The sequence below is a fragment of the Yoonia sp. MH D7 genome, from assembly GCF_054439475.1.
This window is the reverse complement of sequence record NZ_JBTJCF010000001.1, coordinates 1,002,114-1,018,612: the sequence shown is the minus strand read 5'-3', so window position 1 is coordinate 1,018,612 and position 16,499 is coordinate 1,002,114. Positions and strand designations below refer to the sequence as shown.

Below are 16,499 nucleotides of genomic sequence, written 5' to 3'. Positions count from 1 at the left end.
AATTCGCACCCTTCCCATTGCCTGTCAGGTGGACCCCCTGCATATTGGACCTGACCCAAGAAAGACATTAATCCTCATGCGCCTGCTTATCTCTGCCGACATCCACCTCGGCTCGCCGATCCGCTCGGCCGCGCTGCGCAACCCGTCTCTCGGAGATCGGTTAAAACAAGCAAGCCGTGATACGTTCAAAGACATCATTGATCTGGCAATTTCCGAGAATGTCGATGCTTTGGTGCTGGCGGGCGATATCTTTGACGCCGGCGTTCCCGACCTTAAATCGCGGGCGTTTCTAGTAACGCAGCTCGCGCGGGCCAGTGCGGCCGGTGTGCCAACAGTGCTGATCCGCGGGAACCACGACGCACTGCTTGATCCTTCTGTGCATGGCGACTTGGGGCCAAATATCCACCTGCTACAAAAAGATAACCCTAGCATCGAGATTGCGGGTGCGATGTTTCACGGGCTTTCATTTGACACCAGCCATGTCGCAAACAGCTTTTTGCCCGATTACCCCGCACCCGTGGCCGGCCAGCGCAATATCGGCCTGATGCATACCTCGCTCGGCGGCACGTTCGGCCATGATCCCTATGCGCCCTGCGCAGAAACGGATCTGATGGCGCACGGCTATGATCTTTGGTGTCTGGGGCATATCCATGCACCCTTTGTGCGCAGTGCCGGTCCGGTGCTGGCGGTCATGCCCGGCATCCCGCAGCCGCGTCATTTCGGTGAAAGACTAGGCGGTAACGTGGCGCTTGTTACCCTAGGGGACGGCGTGCCTGTGATGGAACCGCGCCTCGTCGGGCATCTACGTTTTGTTGAAATTGCGGTGGATATTTCCGACTGCGCCAACCAGCAAGAGGTGCTGCAAAGCCTTGATGCCGCTTTCAAAAATGCGCAACATCCAACCTGTGATACCGCAGCACGGCTGATCGTTACGACACGACGCCACACCGGCGACGAGGTGCAGGCGCTGGCAGACGAATTGTTGGAAAACATTGATCGCGTCTATCTTGATAAGGTGAAAACTGCACCCCCACGTCAGGAAAATCAGGACGAGGCCGATGATCTTTTGCGCCTGATGCGCGCGGAATTGCAAGAAATCGGGTTTATGCAAGCCAGCAAACAGGTGCTCGATGAATTACGCGCAGCCTTGCCCGCTGCGATCAGGGATGAACTTAGCGAGGATGCGCTGGGCGATCTGTTAGAAGAAGCGCTGCACGAGGTGTCGCTTTCACTGCATGGGATGGACGCGCAATGAGGTTGAACCGGCTCGACCTGACCCGCTATGGCCGCTTTAGCGATGCACAAATTGTGCTGCCAGCACCCAAAGGCGACGCGGCGGATGTGACTGTGATCTACGGGGCAAACGAGGCCGGTAAATCGACCGCTTTCACTGCATATCTAGAACTGCTGTTCGGGATGAAATCACGCGACCACCCTTACGAGTTCCGCTTCAAACGCAGTGATCTGTTGGTTGGCGCAGAACTGGACTTGCCCAATCACGGACCGGTCGTTTTACAACGCAACAGCAAAAAGAACGGGTCACTGACCGACGACCAAGGCCGCCCCGTCGAGGATACATTCCTGACCGCCGCCCTGCACGGGCTGACGCGCGACGCCTATGTGGAGCGGTTTTCGCTCAATGATGACGGGCTGCGACGTGGCGGCGCGCGGATTGCGGGCGCACAGGGCGATCTGGGGCAATTGCTGCATGCGGGTGTCTCCGGGCTGACCGGCATGGCAACCACGCTGGATCAAATGAGCACACGCGCCGACCAATTTCATAAAAAGGGCGCGCGCGCCACGGTGTTGAAAACCGGCAAAGACCGCATGGTCGAGATCGAGCGTGAATTGCGCGCAACCCAGCTGACCCCTGAACGTGAAGGCGTATTGCGCGCCGCAAACGAAACAGCACAACGGGCGTTTGAAGCTGCCAATGACGATCTTAGCACCGCTCGCCTGCGCGAAGCGGCCTTTAAGGCGGCGCAAATCTGGTATGACCGAACCGGCGATATCGAAACGCTTGACGCCGCGTTGACAGATTTTCCTGACGGACCTGATCTGGGCAAAGGGGCCGCAGAGGCGGTCGCCAGCCTTGTCACAACCTTGTCCGAAAAATCCGAGCGTATTGGTGAGGCGGATCAGACAATCGCGACGCTGGAAACACTTGTGGCAGATAATCCGGTTGATCCTGTCGCAGACGCCATCGCGACCGAGCTTACGCACCTCGACCAGCTGACAATTGACGGCGCGTCCCTGATGGCGCGCGCGACCACGGCCACCTCCGATCTGGATAAACGGTGCGCGGACCGTGATCTTCTATCCACGCAAATCGCTGAAATTCTCACAGGGCTTGGCCTGCCTGATGTATCCGCTGCGTCTTTGGCACTGACCACGCAAGAACTTGAAGACCTCGCACGTGGCGCGCAGGCAGTTTTGACTCTGCAAAATACAGCAACAGCAACATCGGACGCCGCCCTCTCAGCCAAGCAGCAATTGGGCACTGCGCCACCTGCGCCGCAAGACATGTCTGATCTGCAAACCGCATGGGATCACTGGCAAGCGGTGGCGGATATATCCGTGCCGCAAAACGCCGTCACCACAGAAACCGCGCGCCTTGCCAGCGCCGTGGCAGAGCTCCCCGAAAACTGGGCCACACTGGTCAGCGCAGGCCTGCCCGCCCGCGAAACCCTGCTGGATACCGCGCGCGAGACAGTGATCTTGGCGGCTGATCTCGCGTCGGCGCGCGCAGATTTTGACGCCCGCCACGCCGACTACCTTCTCGCGCAAGCCAAACGACAGGCCGAGGCGGACAGCCCATCGTCCGTAGATACCACAGCAACCCAGCAAGCACGGCGTCTGCGCGATGCCACATGGGTATCCCACCGAGACACGTTATCGGCAGAAACCGCTGGTGAATTTGAACGCGCAATGCACAGTGACGATGACATCCACGCCAGCTTTGCCGCAGGGACGGCTGCGCGTGAACAGCTTGCCACCGCACGGCGCGACGAGAATGCAGCGCTGGTCTTGCGTGACACGGCACAGGCACGTCTCGACCGGCTGACACAAACGCAAAGCGATTTGCACGCACAGTCAGCAACGCTTGCCACCGCCCTTGGCTATCCGCCACAGACCAGCTCTGCCGCATTCACAGAACGATACGCGGCACTGATGCATGCCGCACAGGTCGCTGCCCAATTGACCACGGCCCGCGCCCGATTTGAAACGCTTAATGACCAACTCGAAACCCGCACGAAAAACCTGAAAAACGCGGCAAAGGCAGTGGGCATAACCACCACAGACAGCGATTTGCCAAACGCGGTGCGCAGGGTTTTGACACTAGATGACAGCCTGCGCCAGACATGGCAGACATGGAACCGCGCCAATGACAGCGTCACCGAGCTAAACCGCAAGGCCACACAGGCCGCACAGGACCAGGATGCCGCACAAGATGATCTGGCGCGCCTGCTCGCCACCCTGCCCCTGGCCGGATATAACGCCCAAGACTTGATCGATACCCTGCCCCCACTGCGCAATTTGCAGCGCTTGCAAAGCGACCATAGCAAAATTTCCCTACGGATCACCGCGTTAGAGCGAGCCGTTTCCCAATTACGCGACAGCGCGGGCCGGATCACTGCGCTGCTGACAGGCGATCCTTTAGACGACCCACTGACCACCATCGCAACCGCCCGCAATCGGGTCGCAACCGCACAGCGCATGACCGCAATCCGCTCCGACGCCCAACACCGGCTGACGGCAGAAATCGCAACGCGGAAAAGTGCTGAAAACGCTGTGAAAGATGCCAAAACCTCCCTTAACAGCTGGTTTGACGGGCAAAGTGGCGACGATTTACCCCCCATGACACGCATCAAACTGCTGGCCGAGCGTGACGCATTGCGCAGCACCCGCGTAGCACATGACAGCGCGCGCAAGATCGCCCGCACTGGCGCACAGGCCGCACTGTTTGACGCGGAACTGGCCTTGCTGCCTGATGTGACCCGCGCCGCAGTTGTCGCGCAACTCTTGGCTGACACACAAGACGCGCGCGAACATGCCCGCGACGCATACCGCGAAACAACACGGCTATATGCGGCAGCATTTGACGCGGCTGACCGCAGCGAACTCGCCACCGAGCAGGCAACATTGCAAGAGGATTTGCGCGCAGGTGCACGAAGGGCTGTTGTTTCGCGCCTTGGTGTTCTGGCCGCAAAAGGCGCATTGCGCCGCTTGGCATCAGAACGGCGCACCACAATGCTGCGTGACGTCGAGCACGCCTTTGTCGCGATCACAGCGCCAGCATGGAGCAGCGTAGATGTTTGGAGCGAGGTTGAAGGTGAAAAACTGGTCGGCGTGCAACCGGACGGCACCGCAGTCCCCGTAGAGATGATGTCCACAGGCACCATGGGACAGCTCTACTTTGCACTACGGGTTGCCGGCTACCGCAGCTTTGCGCGCGATCTTGGATCACTGCCGATGATTTTAGACGATATCATGGAAACCTTCGATGACGGTCGGGCCCGCGCCGCATTACAACTTTGCGCCGATATCGGACGTAGCGGTCAGGCGATTATCTTTACCCACCATGCTCATTTAGTCGATCTGGCCCGCGACACCATTCCCGGCGTGAACCTTGTCGAGATGCCGCGCTAAGACTATCGCTCCAAAGACCTCGCAAACAGTCAATACCGCGTCCCGTTGTTAGCCAAGCGCATTAAGTAAAACTTGATCGTGCGATCAACAGGGCGTGTAACCTTGCCGGATCAATTCAGCACCGCTGAGCTGATAGTAGCCTGTTGTCCGATACCTTGCCGTCGTCATAAACCACGAACGCAGCGGCTCGCGATAGTTATCGGCCATGAGCTGCGAAAAATGGTCAAACTCGCGTCCCATAAGCGGCTGACCGTTGCGGGTAGGTCCATGACATCCGAAAGTCGCATTTGACGCGACGCATGTGTTGGTAAGGCCAAGATACATTGTGCATGCAGATAGACATGTCCCCCGCAGCTCGACACGCTGGCCCGCTGCGCGAAAGTTACCAATCTGCTGGCTGCGCTGCCCGATCAAGCCACCCCTGTCACTCTGCACGACAATTGCCGCGTTGGTCTGGGCTACAACGGGAGCCGCTACCATAGTCAAAAACCCCAACACTGCCATGCAGGGCAGCAACTTGATTTTCGCCAGATGACGTTTTGCAAGACAAAGCCATTCCCGCAAACGGGTTTCTCTAAATTCCATCGTGCCACGTCCTGTTCCCAAGCCGGCGTCTCAGATCTCGCGTCATGCAAAAAAAAACACCGCTATATTGCGCTTAGACAAACGGATTAGGCTTAAGGTTTGGTATCAGGCCCGCCCCTAAGTAATGAGAAAACTTATAAAATATGAGAACTTCAACTGAGACTTGGATTTGAATCAAAGCGGTCAGAGATAGGTTGAGGTGTGGTTGTGAACCGGTTTCTCAGGGCTCAGGCCTGCCTTCTCTCGTCATATCCATTCGAAATCTCCTCATGCGTAACGCCGAACAGAATCTATTTCTCCAGTGCCTTAGTTTCTAAGGAGATGAGCCATTTTGCGGCACCACCTGGGTAATTGGTGATCATGCGAAAAATTCGCACCAATTACACTTCCGAACAGCCATAAAATCCGAGATGATTAGCTCCCGAATATAAGGTTCTAAATCAATATAATTGTAGACAGCCATTGATTGACACAAAACAGGAACATGACTAGAACATAGGCGATACGCAGTGTTATTGGGAGAAGCGGCCTATGCTAACAAAAAAGCAACTCGATCTTTTGGGATTTATTCATAAAAGAGTGCAGCGGGACGGCATTCCGCCCTCTTTTGACGAGATGAAGGAAGCGCTGGATCTGAAATCTAAATCTGGCATCCACCGGTTGATTACGGCCCTTGAAGAACGCGGATTTATCCGCAGGTTAGCGCACCGCGCGCGCGCTTTGGAAATCGTCAAACTTCCCGATTCCATGCTGCCTAAAACCGGATTCTCCCCGCGTGTGATTGACGGCGACCGCCCTGCCACAACCCCGCGTACAGCTATGCCTGTTGAGAATATGTCGGTTGAACTGCCCGTGATGGGACGCATTGCGGCTGGTACTCCGATTGCCGCGATTTCCGAGGTATCACATAACATTTCCGTGCCGCATTCGATGTTGGGTCAAGGGTCGCATTACGCCTTGGAAGTGCGCGGCGATTCGATGATTGAAGCGGGCATCAATGATGGTGATATTGTCGTTATTCGCGAGACGCAGAACGCCTCAAACGGTGATATCGTGGTGGCCTTGGTCGAAGATCAGGAAGCAACATTAAAGCGTTTCCGCCAGACAGGCAGCACCATTGCGCTGGAGCCTGCAAACTCAACGATGAGTCCGCAAATTTACCGTGATGATCAGGTGAAAGTACAAGGTCGTTTGGTCGGGTTGATCCGCAACTACAATTAAGGTTTCTCAGCCATAAGTGTCACACCTTCCCCGTTAATGTCCGGGGAAGATGTGGTCCATGGGCGTTGTCCTGCAATTTGCGCTGCTGTGGTGATGACGAGGTTGCCCGCCGTATCCAAATCAAGCGCCAATGATCCCGTGGCGCGCAAAATGATCGGGTCGAAAGTCAGGCAAGGTCGTTGTTGATCGTCTTGCGTGCTGGTGATCAGGATATCGGCACCGTCGCAGTCTGTGACCTTGGCGAGTTCGGTTTTTCCTGTGATTTGTGTGATTTTCCAAGGACCAAGGGTAGCATCCATGCGCCGTGGTGATTGGCCCTCGTCACGGTTCAAGGCGGCTTGGGCTTGTGGTATGGGATTGCCGTCGTTTTCGAGCCAGATGCTGGCGACAAAACCGCTACCGCTGGCACGCGATAATATGCGCCCGTTTTCGCCCATCACGCCGATCAATCCACCATTATCGGCAACCAAAATTGCGGGCCGTGTAGATTGCACCCAGAGGATCGCCGCCAAAGCAGCGACCAACAAGCCTGTGAAGCGCACGCGTCCTTGCCAGAGCGTGAACCATAACAGACCCAGTGCAAGAAGTGGCAAAACACCAGCGCGCGGCACGATGATGTGGCTGACGGCGTTTTCGATGTCGGCGACCCGCGCGGCGACAACCAGAATCCAGCGCAGGCCCAATTCCATCAGCCAAAGTCCAAGCCCCCAGCCGCCGAAAGGCGCAAGGCAGACTGCCAAGACGGCGGCGGGCATGATCAGAATGCCCATTAGCGGGACACTGAGGATATTCGCGATCAACCCGTAATGCGCAAATTGGTTAAAATGTGCGGCGGCAAAGGGTGCTGTCGCAAATCCCGCCACGGCGGAAGATAACACCACCGAAAACACAGGTCGCGTCCATTTGGGCAGGGCTTGCGTGTTGAATTTACGCAGATTGGCAAAGACCAGAACCAAGGCTGTTGTGGCAGAGAATGACATTTGAAAACCGGGGCCGACGAGTGCTTCGGGTTGGAACAGCAGCACGATTGTGGCGGCCATCGCCACGGCGCGCAGGGTGAGCGCGCGTCTGTCTAACAGCACGCCGACCAGCATCACGGCGACCATGATATAGGCGCGTTCGGTGGCGACATTGCCGCCAGAAAGTGCGAGGTATCCTGCGCCGACGATCAGCGCCACGATGGCAGCAATTTTCTTGGTCGCGATCCGCAATGTGATGAACGGGATCAAGGCCAGGGCGTAACGCACGACGGCAAAGACAAAACCCGTCAACAGACCCATGTGTAATCCAGAGATTGCCAGAAGGTGGGCGAGGTTTGTGGCGCGCAGATTGCCCAATGTGGTTTGGGACATGGCGGATCTGTCGCCCGTCATGATGGCGGCGGCAAAGGCGCCTGCTTCGCCCGGAATTTCGCGCCTGACGGCATCGGAGAGGATCATGCGTTGCGTAAAAATCCACAAACGCCAATCGCCGCCTTTGGCTGCGGTCAGGCGCACAATCGGGTTGCGTGTGTAGCCGACGCCGCCGAGCCCCATGAACCACGCGTGACGTTGGAAATCAAAACCACCCGGTTCGGCCGGACCTGAGGGCGGGGACAGGTGTCCAGTGGTCAAAACCTTATCCGCGGGTAAGAAATTGGCTGAAAGATGGTCGCCGTGCACGGAAATGCGCACATATTTCGGTGTACGTTCGGGGCTCATCCGCGACAGGACCACTTGGTCAAGCATGAGCCGCACTGCATCGCTGCCAGAGCGGTCGATATTAACGATTCGCCCCTCAATGGGGCCATAATACCGGAAGCCCAAAACCGGACCTGCAACAGTGTCGGTGCGCAGTTTGGCGGCCCCTGCCCCGACGCCGATTAAAACAAGGCCGATCAGAAGTGGGGCTGCGGCCACGTTCACCATGCGTGAGACGAGCACCAGCATGGCAAGCCCGACCGCGAGACCTGCAAACAGGATGCTGTCTGGTTCGTTTTGCAGTGCAAAATAGCTGCCGATCCCGATGCCAAGGCAAACGGGTGTCCAGCCGAACAGGTGTCCGCGTTGCGCGAGCAGTGCATTTTCGATGATGCCAAGCGCGCGCACTTGTTTTAGACCTCCGGGCTTAGTATCCCCAACGGACACCAGTCATCATTCGCGCATGTTGGTGAACAAGAGGTTAATATTCATGTCCAAATCCAAAATTGTCACTCGCTTCGCTCCATCGCCCACTGGCGCACTGCATATCGGCGGCGCACGTACCGCGTTGTTTAACTGGCTGTTCGCACGCGGGCATGGCGGCACGTTTTTACTGCGCATTGAAGATACCGATCGCAGCCGCTCGACGGATGAAAATCGCCAAGCGATTTTGGATGGTTTGACGTGGTTGGGACTAGATTGGGATGGCGAGCCTGTCAGCCAGTTCGAGAGCGCCGCGCGGCATGTCGAGGTTGCTCATCAAATGTTAACTGCTGGCAGTGCATACAAGTGTTTTGCAACCCAAGACGAGATTGAGGCCTTTCGTGAAGCAGCGCGCAGCAACAAGACATCGACACTCTTCCGCTCAAAATGGCGCGATGTGGCCGAGGCGGATCACCCTGATTTACCCTTTGTTATTCGCGTCAAAGCCCCACGCGAAGGATCGACAACTTTGCATGATGAGGTGCAGGGCGATGTGACATTTTCAAATGACCAGCTGGATGACATGATTTTGCTGCGATCCGATGGCAGCCCCGTTTATATGCTGGCCGTTGTGGTCGATGATCACGATATGGGTGTAACCCATGTGATCCGTGGCGACGACCATTTGGCCAATTCATTCCGTCAGAATTTGGTTTATCAGGCGATGGGATGGGATGCGCCAGTGCTCGCGCATATTCCGTTGATTTTTGGGCCTGATGGGAAGAAATTGTCGAAGCGCCACGGTGCGACCGGTGCTGCGGAATATCAGGCGTTGGGCTATCCTGCGGCGGGGATGCGCAATTATTTGACGCGCCTTGGCTGGAGCCATGGGGATGACGAGTTTTTCAGCGACGAACAGGCGAAAGAATGGTTTGAACTTAGCGGGATTGGCAAATCGCCTGCCCGTTTTGACACCAAAAAACTTGAGCATATTTGTGGTCAGCACATTGCCGTGGCGGATGATGCTGCGCTGCTGCATGAAATGCAGGGTTACCTTGCGGCAATAGGTATGCCCGATTTCACAAAAGAGCAAAAAGATGGGATGTTGCGTGCGATGTATTGCCTAAAAGAACGGGCGAAAACTTTCCCAGATCTTATTGAAAAGGCACACTTTATTCTGACTGATACGCCAATCGTGCCGGATGAAAAAGCAAGTGCGCAATTGACCGATGTATTCCGTAGTATACTGTCGGAATTGACGCCGCAGCTGCAAAATGTTAGCTGGGAGCGTGACACTCTTGAGGGGGTCGTTTCAGAGGTGGCCGCGAGTCACGATATGAAGCTTGGCAAACTGGCCGGTCCGCTGCGCGCGGCATTGTCTGGTCGCCCCGTCTCGCCGAGTGTTTTTGATATGATGCTGGTCCTTGGTCGTGCGGAAACAATTGCGCGTCTCACGCAGGTAACTGCCTGAAACCTTTTCGTGACGCTAATTCGTTACGAGGGGCAAATGACCGGAAAATTTGCGCTGCCACCAGAAGGGTGTGCGGCTTACATGGGGAACGAAAATGGCTGAACCGACCAAGACCGCGACATTAACCATTGATGGGACGTCCTACGAATTACCTATTCTCTCGCCAACGGCGGGTCCGGATGTGATCGATATTCGCAAGCTCTACGCACAGGCCGGTGTGTTTACTTATGATCCCGGGTTTACCTCTACGGCGGCTTGCGACAGCACGATCACATTTATTGATGGTGACAAAGGCGAATTGTTGCATCGTGGGTATCCTATTGACCAGCTTGCAGGTCAGTCACATTATCTCGAAGTGTGTTATGCCCTGCTTTACGGCGAGCTGCCGGATGCTGAAACGCTCGAAGAGTTCGAGGCGCTGATCACCCGTCACACAATGATCCACGAGCAGATGCATATGTTTTTCCGCGGTTTCCGCCGCGATGCACATCCTATGGCGACGATGGTGGGTGTCGTGGGTGCGATGTCTGCGTTTTATCACGACAGCACTGACATTGATGATCCGCATCAGCGCGAAGTGGCGTCGATCCGTTTGGTTGCGAAAATGCCAACGATTGCGGCGATGGCTTATAAATACTCCATCGGCCAGCCCTTTGTTTATCCACGCAATGATCTAGATTATGCCGCGAACTTCTTGCATATGTGTTTCTCGGTGCCTGCCGAAGAATATCATGTGAACCCTGTTCTGGCTAAGGCGATGGACCGGATTTTCACATTGCATGCGGATCACGAGCAAAACGCGTCTACCTCGACTGTGCGTTTGGCGTCGTCGTCGGGCGCAAATCCGTTTGCTTGTATTGCGGCCGGTATTGCCTGTCTTTGGGGCCCTGCCCACGGTGGCGCAAACCAAGCCTGCTTGGAAATGCTGAAAGAAATCGGCACTGTTGATCGTATTCCAGAGTTTATCGCGCGCGCCAAGGACAAGGACGATAGCTATCGCCTGATGGGTTTTGGTCACCGCGTTTACAAGAATTTCGACCCGCGCGCGACTGTGCTTAAGGAATCGGCGGACGAGGTTCTTGAGCTGTTGGGTATCGAAAATAATCCACTTTTGCAGGTTGCGAAAGAGCTGGAGCGTCAGGCGCTTGCAGATCCGTATTTTGCCGAGAAAAAGCTGTTCCCGAACGTCGATTTCTATTCCGGCATCATTCTCGAAGCGATGGGATTCCCAACGTCCATGTTCACGCCAATTTTTGCAATGGCGCGCACGGTGGGTTGGATTTCCCAGTGGAAAGAGCAGCTTGCTGATCCGCAGTTGAAAATTGGTCGACCACGTCAGTTGTATTCGGGCGAAACCGCCCGGGATTATGTCGATATCGAAAAACGCTAAGTAATCGGGGTCGCGCATAACGCGGCCCCTTTTTTTTGATGTTGAGAACCGATCACCTTGCTTTGCGTGCTGTGTGAGTTGATGATCTAATGGCGTTGCACGAGTTATTTTGCGAGCCACGCCATAGGTGCAATTATCACGTATATTTGTGTAATCACCGGCGGGTCTGCGCTTACCGCGGATGTTGATCCATCACTGATCGCGCTCGCTAGCTGACTGAAAAGGCTAAGTTTTGTCTAAAGTACAGGGTCCGTAGTGCCCTGCAACTGATCTGGCAGACATTGGGTCACACGGTGAATATGCGCAGTTAGTTGATTGATCATCGGTTCCGAGCCGCGCAATCGACTGTGAACTTGCTAATATATCAAGAAAGTCCCCTGCAAGCGGCGTTTGATCCGAGAACAGGGGATGTAATGCTAGTGCCCTTCAAATTTTGCTGGACGTTTTTCGAGGAAAGCCAAGACGCCTTCCTGGAAGTCACGGGTTTGGCCGCATTTGCCCTGAAGTTGTGCCTCTACCGCCAGTTGCTGGTCGAGTGTATTTTCAAACGAGCCTCGGATTGCGGTTTTCAAGTGGCGGTATGTCTCGGTCGGGCCATTGGCCAAAGCGGCGGCACGGGCGCGCCAGTGCGCTTCAAACTCGGTAGCGGGTTTTGCTTCGTAGATCATGCCCCAATCGACGGCCTGTGTGGCAGTGATATTGTCGGCAAAGAGAGCCGCCCCCATGGCCCTTGCCGCGCCAATCTGACGCGGTAGCCAATAGGTGCCGCCCGCGTCGGGGATCAGGCCGATACGAGTGAAAGCTTGGATGAACACAGCATCTTCCGAGGCAATCACCACATCGGCAGCCAGCGCTAGGTTTGCGCCTGCGCCTACTGCGGGGCCGTTCACGGCGCAGAGGGTTGGCACCCGGCAGTCATAAATTGCCTTGAGCATCGGCACATATTCGTCGCGCAATGTCATTTCTAAATCAAGCGTTGCAGCGGAGCCGCCATCCCCCAGATCTTGTCCCGAGCAGAACCCCCGCCCTGCCCCTGTCAACACGAAACAGCGCACGGCGGTTTCGGCAGTTTTGACGGCATGGGTGATTTCGCTGCGCATTTGTGTGTTCAGCGCGTTCATCAGATCGGGTCGGTTCAATGTGATAACACCGATACCGTCCGCGATGTGCAGCGTGATTGCTTGATATTCCATGGGGTGCATCCTGTTTAACTGTTGGTCAACCCTAACGCGCAGGCTGGCAAAAGAAAGCAGGACGGTGCGTCAGTTGCGCAGGATTTGATCCAAGCGGGCCTGTTCGGAGGCATCGAGTTTTGTCTCTGCCGTTGCTGCGCGTTTACGGATTGTTGTAAAACCGATCAGCAATGCCAAAAGCAACATTGTCGGTGCAGCGCCCCACAGGACCCAGTTTGCGCCGCCTTTGGTGGGCTTGAGCAGCACGTATTCGCCGTAGCGTTGCACAAGGAAGTCGACCGCCTGCGCATCGCTGTCACCTGCAACCAACCGTTCCCGCAGGATTAAACGCAAATCTTTCGCAATGCTTGCGTTGGATTCATCGATAGACTCATTTCGGCAAACAGGGCAGCGCAGCCCCGCTGACAGCTCGCGCGCCCGGGTTTCCAATACAGGATCGGCCAGCATCTCGGACGGTTCTACCGCCAAGGCAGGTGTCGCAAGAAGCAGCAGCAGTGCAATGAGACGCATCATGCGGTTTGGGCCTTTGCAGTGGTGGATTTGCGCGCGCCTGCCGCCATGCGCATCCGCCGGTCCAGTAGCGAAAAGATACCGCCAAGCGACATCAATATCGCGCCGCCCCAGACCCAGTTAGCAAACGGCTTTATATAAACCCTGACGACATAGCCGCCGCCGGCTTGTTCATCGCCGATCACCACATAGATGTCGCGCGCGATGCCGTTGCGAATTGCAGCCTCTGTTGTGGGCATTTGCGCGACCGGATAGAACCGCTTTTCAGGATATAGGGTTGTGACGTTGCGCCCGTCTTTGCTCACGACGATTTCGCCCATGGTGGTCAGGTAATTCGGGCCTTCGGCTTGGGTTACGTCGCGCAGCTCAAAAGTGAATCCGCTTACGTCATAGGCCTCGCCGACGGTTGCCACGCGAATGTCCTCTTGTTGCCAAGCGGTGATCGCGGCCACACCAAAGACCATCACACCCATACCGATATGCGCGATAGCCTTGCCCCAATCAGCCCCCGGCAGACGGAACAGTCGCCCGAGGCGTGACATAATGCTGCCGCGCCCTGTACGGGTCGCGATGTCGACAACCGCGCCAGCCACGACCCAGACGCCCAGAGCTGTGCCAATGGGTCCAAGCGCCGACCGCCCCGATTGCATTGCATAGATCAAAGAGCCGATTGCCACAGCGAGTAGGGCAAAAGGCCACAGGTGAGACCAGACTTTTGACAGGCTGCCCCGTTTCCACGACAGCATCGACCCAAGCGGCAAGGCAAGTGCCAGACCAATCATGAAAGGTGTAAAGGCAGCGTCAAAGAACGGCGGGCCAACTGACAGAGTGCGTCCCAAGATCAACTCGGCCACAAGCGGCCAAATTGTGCCGACAAAGATGACTAAGGCGCTGACAGCGAGCAGGATGTTGTTCAACACCAGCCCACTTTCGCGGCTGACGCCGCCAAACACACCTTTTGCCTCTAATGTGCCTGCGCGTGCGGCATATAGTGTGAGTGCGCCGCCTGTGAATACGCCAAAAATGATGAGCATGAATACGCCCCGCTCGGGGTCGTTTGCAAAGGCGTGCACGGAGGTTAGCACGCCGGATCGCACGATGAATGTGCCAAGGAGCGAGAAGCTGAATGCGACGATGGCTAGCAGCACAGTCCAGCTTTTCAGGGCTTCGCGTTTTTCGACGACAATCGCCGAGTGCAGCAAGGCGGTTGCGATCAGCCAGGGCATAAACGACGCATTTTCGACCGGATCCCAGAACCAGAAGCCACCCCAGCCAAGTTCATAGTAGGCCCACCAGCTGCCAAGTGCGATGCCTATGGTGAGGAACATCCATGCCGCAAGGGTCCACGGGCGCACCCAGCGCGCCCAAGCGGCGTCCACGCGTCCTTCGATCAGAGCCGCGACTGCAAATGAGAACGCCATGCTCAGGCCGACGTAGCCAAGATAGAGAAACGGCGGGTGGAACGCCAAACCGGGGTCTTGCAACAGCGGGTTGAGGTCAAGACCGTTTAATGGTGGCACTGCGAGACGTGCGAATGGGTTTGAGGTGAGCAAGATAAATAGATAAAATGCAACAGAAATAGAGGCTTGCACGGACAAAACACGTGCACGTAGACGGTCTGGCAAGTTGCCACCGAACCATGCGGCAGAGGCGCCAAAGATCGTCAGGATTAATACCCAAAGAAGCATCGAGCCTTCGTGGTTGCCCCAAACGCCACTAATTTTATAGATCAGCGGTTTGGCTGTGTGCGAGTTTGCATGCACCAACGCGAGCGAAAAATCCGATTGCACAAAGGCCCAGATCAGCACGCTAAACGAAAAACCGACAAGGATCACCTGACTGGTTGCCGCAGGTTCGGCGATGGCCATCCACGATCGCCGCCCCGTCTGGGCGCCAATCATCGGGACGATCATTTGAATAACTGCGATCCCAAAGGCAAGAATCAGCGCGAAGTGTGCAAGTTCATTTAACATAGAGCGAAGCTAGCGCAGATTTGGCCTAAACAACATACGCGGCATTTGCATTATTTTGTGATCGCCCCGCGCATTTCGCCGCAGGGCGATCTTGGTGTTTTAGATCATGAAGCCGCCTTGAACCGCGTAGGTAAGCCCTGCCAGAACCAGTCCGCCGATGATCAGGCGCACCAGCCATTGCAGCATTTCCTCTATCGAGGCCAGTCGCGTGCCGATGTTCAGACGGTGAACGTCTTCGACTGCATTGCGCAATTCGAGTGCTGCGATCCGTCGTTCCAGTTCAAGTGCGTCCATCGCCACCCTGCCAATCCAGCAGTGCGGGATTTTCCGCAAAATCGGCGGTCGGAGGTGAGGCGACATTGACCGCGGCGACGGTTTGCACCGCTTGTCGTTGGAATTCCTGGCCTTTCGTCTGATGCCTTGCGCCAAAATAGAAACTGACAATTGCGCCCATGAGCCACCAAAGCGGTTCTGGCACTGCCGAGATGCCAATCATGCGGAATTCGAACCAGACCGGATCGACCATAGCCATCACAAACAATCCAATTGTGCCAAGCGCCAGCAACGGGCGCGGCAAACGGTTTAACCCGTCTATAAAACGGTCAAAACCCGATTGGCGCGGCTGGCTGAATTCGGCAGCAAATTGCGCCAGCGCTGCGGTTTTTTGGTCTGCAGCGCGCACCGCTCCGTTTTCGGCATTTTCACGGCATACCTCAACAGTTTCGGCGACGATATTACGTCCACCGCCAAAGACACCGCTCATGATTTTGTCGATCACGCCCATGCTGCAACCCTCGCGTTATGGGCCGCGTCTGACAGGTGATATTTTGGCGCGATAAACTCTTCGGCGCGGGTGATCCAGCCGCCTTTGCCGCCATCCTTGCGCCGCGCGTATTTACGGCTGGCGGGGCGCGCATCGCCCAAAGCGTAGTAATAGTTGCGCCGTGCAATGCCGTAGGCATCGACAAAGTGATCTGGCGCGGCGGCCATGGCCTGTGCTGCGGCCGCGGCGGTTTGCGGTCCGATTGCACCGTCGACGCTGACGGTGACCCGCATTTGATTGAGCAGGAGTTGCAGGATTTTCACGGAATTATTGCCTGCGTTCACATACATATCGAAAACCGACGCCTGTAGTGGCGGTGGCAGCAGCGCGAGATTTGGTTTGTGGAAGTAGTCGTTGATGAAAATCTGTAAAGCTTGATCGGCGGTCAGGCGCCGCACATCGCTGGCGTCCACCTTGCCGTCGCCTGTCAGATCAAGGCCCAAGCGGCGCATTGTATGCACCGTGACCCCATGGTTTGTGGCCCCACCCGGATCATCGGGATCGTTTACATAACCACCTTCGCGCGCAAGGATCGCCCGCGCAATATCGTTAACCGTCTGCATTTTGCACCTCACCATTTA

At 56.1% G+C, this 16,499-nt stretch carries 13 protein-coding genes; 5 read left to right on the top strand and 8 right to left on the bottom strand.

Going from position 1 to position 16,499, the window contains the following annotated elements:
* The first annotated feature begins 76 nt into the window (after positions 1–76).
* On the top strand, positions 77–1,255 hold the full coding sequence (locus tag ACXLHR_RS05005) for a metallophosphoesterase family protein (protein ID WP_458790435.1): 1,179 nt from the start codon (positions 77–79) through the stop codon (positions 1,253–1,255).
* Complete coding sequence (locus tag ACXLHR_RS05000; protein WP_458790434.1) at positions 1,252–4,650, top strand: AAA family ATPase; 3,399 nt, start codon at positions 1,252–1,254, stop codon at positions 4,648–4,650. The genes ACXLHR_RS05005 and ACXLHR_RS05000 overlap by 4 nt, the downstream gene beginning before the upstream one ends.
* A gap of 84 nt (positions 4,651–4,734) precedes the next feature.
* Here ACXLHR_RS05000 and ACXLHR_RS04995 read toward each other — a convergent pair whose 3' ends face one another.
* On the bottom strand, positions 4,735–5,235 hold the full coding sequence (locus ACXLHR_RS04995; RefSeq protein ID WP_458790433.1) for a hypothetical protein: 501 nt from the start codon (positions 5,233–5,235) through the stop codon (positions 4,735–4,737).
* Between the two features lie 531 nt (positions 5,236–5,766).
* Here ACXLHR_RS04995 and lexA point away from each other — a divergent pair.
* Positions 5,767–6,456 carry a transcriptional repressor LexA gene (lexA, locus tag ACXLHR_RS04990; protein WP_458790432.1) on the top strand — a complete coding sequence of 230 codons (690 nt, stop codon included), beginning with the start codon at positions 5,767–5,769 and terminating at the stop codon, positions 6,454–6,456.
* Here the strand turns inward: lexA and ACXLHR_RS04985 are convergent.
* Positions 6,453–8,582, bottom strand: coding sequence for a ComEC/Rec2 family competence protein (locus ACXLHR_RS04985; protein WP_458790431.1), 2,130 nt, complete (start codon positions 8,580–8,582; stop codon positions 6,453–6,455). The genes lexA and ACXLHR_RS04985 overlap by 4 nt on opposite strands.
* A 43-nt stretch (positions 8,583–8,625) precedes the next feature.
* On the opposite strand from ACXLHR_RS04985, the gene gltX reads away from it, so the two are divergent.
* Both gltX and ACXLHR_RS04975 read left to right on the top strand, forming a co-directional pair.
* A complete protein-coding gene (gene gltX / locus ACXLHR_RS04980) occupies positions 8,626–10,029 on the top strand; it encodes a glutamate--tRNA ligase (RefSeq protein ID WP_458790430.1) in 1,404 nt (467 codons plus the stop codon).
* A gap of 94 nt (positions 10,030–10,123) precedes the next feature.
* A complete protein-coding gene (locus ACXLHR_RS04975) occupies positions 10,124–11,419 on the top strand; it encodes a citrate synthase (RefSeq protein WP_458790429.1) in 1,296 nt (431 codons plus the stop codon).
* 416 nt (positions 11,420–11,835) lie between these two features.
* Here ACXLHR_RS04975 and ACXLHR_RS04970 read toward each other — a convergent pair whose 3' ends face one another.
* From ACXLHR_RS04970 to ACXLHR_RS04945, 6 genes are all read right to left on the bottom strand, one after another.
* Positions 11,836–12,612, bottom strand: coding sequence for an enoyl-CoA hydratase-related protein (locus ACXLHR_RS04970; RefSeq protein ID WP_458790428.1), 777 nt, complete (start codon positions 12,610–12,612; stop codon positions 11,836–11,838).
* A gap of 69 nt (positions 12,613–12,681) precedes the next feature.
* On the bottom strand, positions 12,682–13,125 hold the full coding sequence (locus ACXLHR_RS04965; protein WP_458790427.1) for a cytochrome c-type biogenesis protein: 444 nt from the start codon (positions 13,123–13,125) through the stop codon (positions 12,682–12,684).
* On the bottom strand, positions 13,122–15,095 hold the full coding sequence (locus ACXLHR_RS04960) for a heme lyase CcmF/NrfE family subunit (RefSeq protein ID WP_458790426.1): 1,974 nt from the start codon (positions 15,093–15,095) through the stop codon (positions 13,122–13,124). Before ACXLHR_RS04960 ends, ACXLHR_RS04965 begins: the two co-directional genes overlap by 4 nt.
* 99 nt (positions 15,096–15,194) lie before the next feature.
* Positions 15,195–15,389 (bottom strand): pseudouridine synthase, encoded by a 195-nt coding sequence (locus ACXLHR_RS04955; protein ID WP_458790425.1) that lies wholly within the window; start codon positions 15,387–15,389, stop codon positions 15,195–15,197.
* The gene (locus ACXLHR_RS04950) at positions 15,376–15,879 is read right to left on the bottom strand and encodes a holin family protein (protein WP_458790424.1); all 504 of its coding nucleotides are present in this window, start codon (positions 15,877–15,879) and stop codon (positions 15,376–15,378) included. Before ACXLHR_RS04950 ends, ACXLHR_RS04955 begins: the two co-directional genes overlap by 14 nt.
* Positions 15,870–16,481 (bottom strand): holin-associated N-acetylmuramidase, encoded by a 612-nt coding sequence (locus ACXLHR_RS04945; protein WP_458790423.1) that lies wholly within the window; start codon positions 16,479–16,481, stop codon positions 15,870–15,872. The genes ACXLHR_RS04950 and ACXLHR_RS04945 overlap by 10 nt, the downstream gene beginning before the upstream one ends.
* Positions 16,482–16,499 lie beyond the last annotated feature (18 nt).

Coding starts and splice junctions, on each gene's coding strand:
- ACXLHR_RS04950 (WP_458790424.1), bottom strand. CDS start 15,879: ATGGGCGTGATCGACAAAATCATGAGCGGTGTCTTTGGCGGTGGACGT.
- gltX (WP_458790430.1), top strand. CDS start 8,626: ATGTCCAAATCCAAAATTGTCACTCGCTTCGCTCCATCGCCCACTGGC.
- ACXLHR_RS05000 (WP_458790434.1), top strand. CDS start 1,252: ATGAGGTTGAACCGGCTCGACCTGACCCGCTATGGCCGCTTTAGCGAT.
- ACXLHR_RS05005 (WP_458790435.1), top strand. CDS start 77: ATGCGCCTGCTTATCTCTGCCGACATCCACCTCGGCTCGCCGATCCGC.
- ACXLHR_RS04960 (WP_458790426.1), bottom strand. CDS start 15,095: ATGTTAAATGAACTTGCACACTTCGCGCTGATTCTTGCCTTTGGGATC.
- ACXLHR_RS04970 (WP_458790428.1), bottom strand. CDS start 12,612: ATGGAATATCAAGCAATCACGCTGCACATCGCGGACGGTATCGGTGTT.
- ACXLHR_RS04965 (WP_458790427.1), bottom strand. CDS start 13,125: ATGATGCGTCTCATTGCACTGCTGCTGCTTCTTGCGACACCTGCCTTG.
- ACXLHR_RS04955 (WP_458790425.1), bottom strand. CDS start 15,389: ATGGACGCACTTGAACTGGAACGACGGATCGCAGCACTCGAATTGCGC.
- ACXLHR_RS04975 (WP_458790429.1), top strand. CDS start 10,124: ATGGCTGAACCGACCAAGACCGCGACATTAACCATTGATGGGACGTCC.
- ACXLHR_RS04945 (WP_458790423.1), bottom strand. CDS start 16,481: ATGCAGACGGTTAACGATATTGCGCGGGCGATCCTTGCGCGCGAAGGT.
- ACXLHR_RS04995 (WP_458790433.1), bottom strand. CDS start 5,235: ATGGAATTTAGAGAAACCCGTTTGCGGGAATGGCTTTGTCTTGCAAAA.
- lexA (WP_458790432.1), top strand. CDS start 5,767: ATGCTAACAAAAAAGCAACTCGATCTTTTGGGATTTATTCATAAAAGA.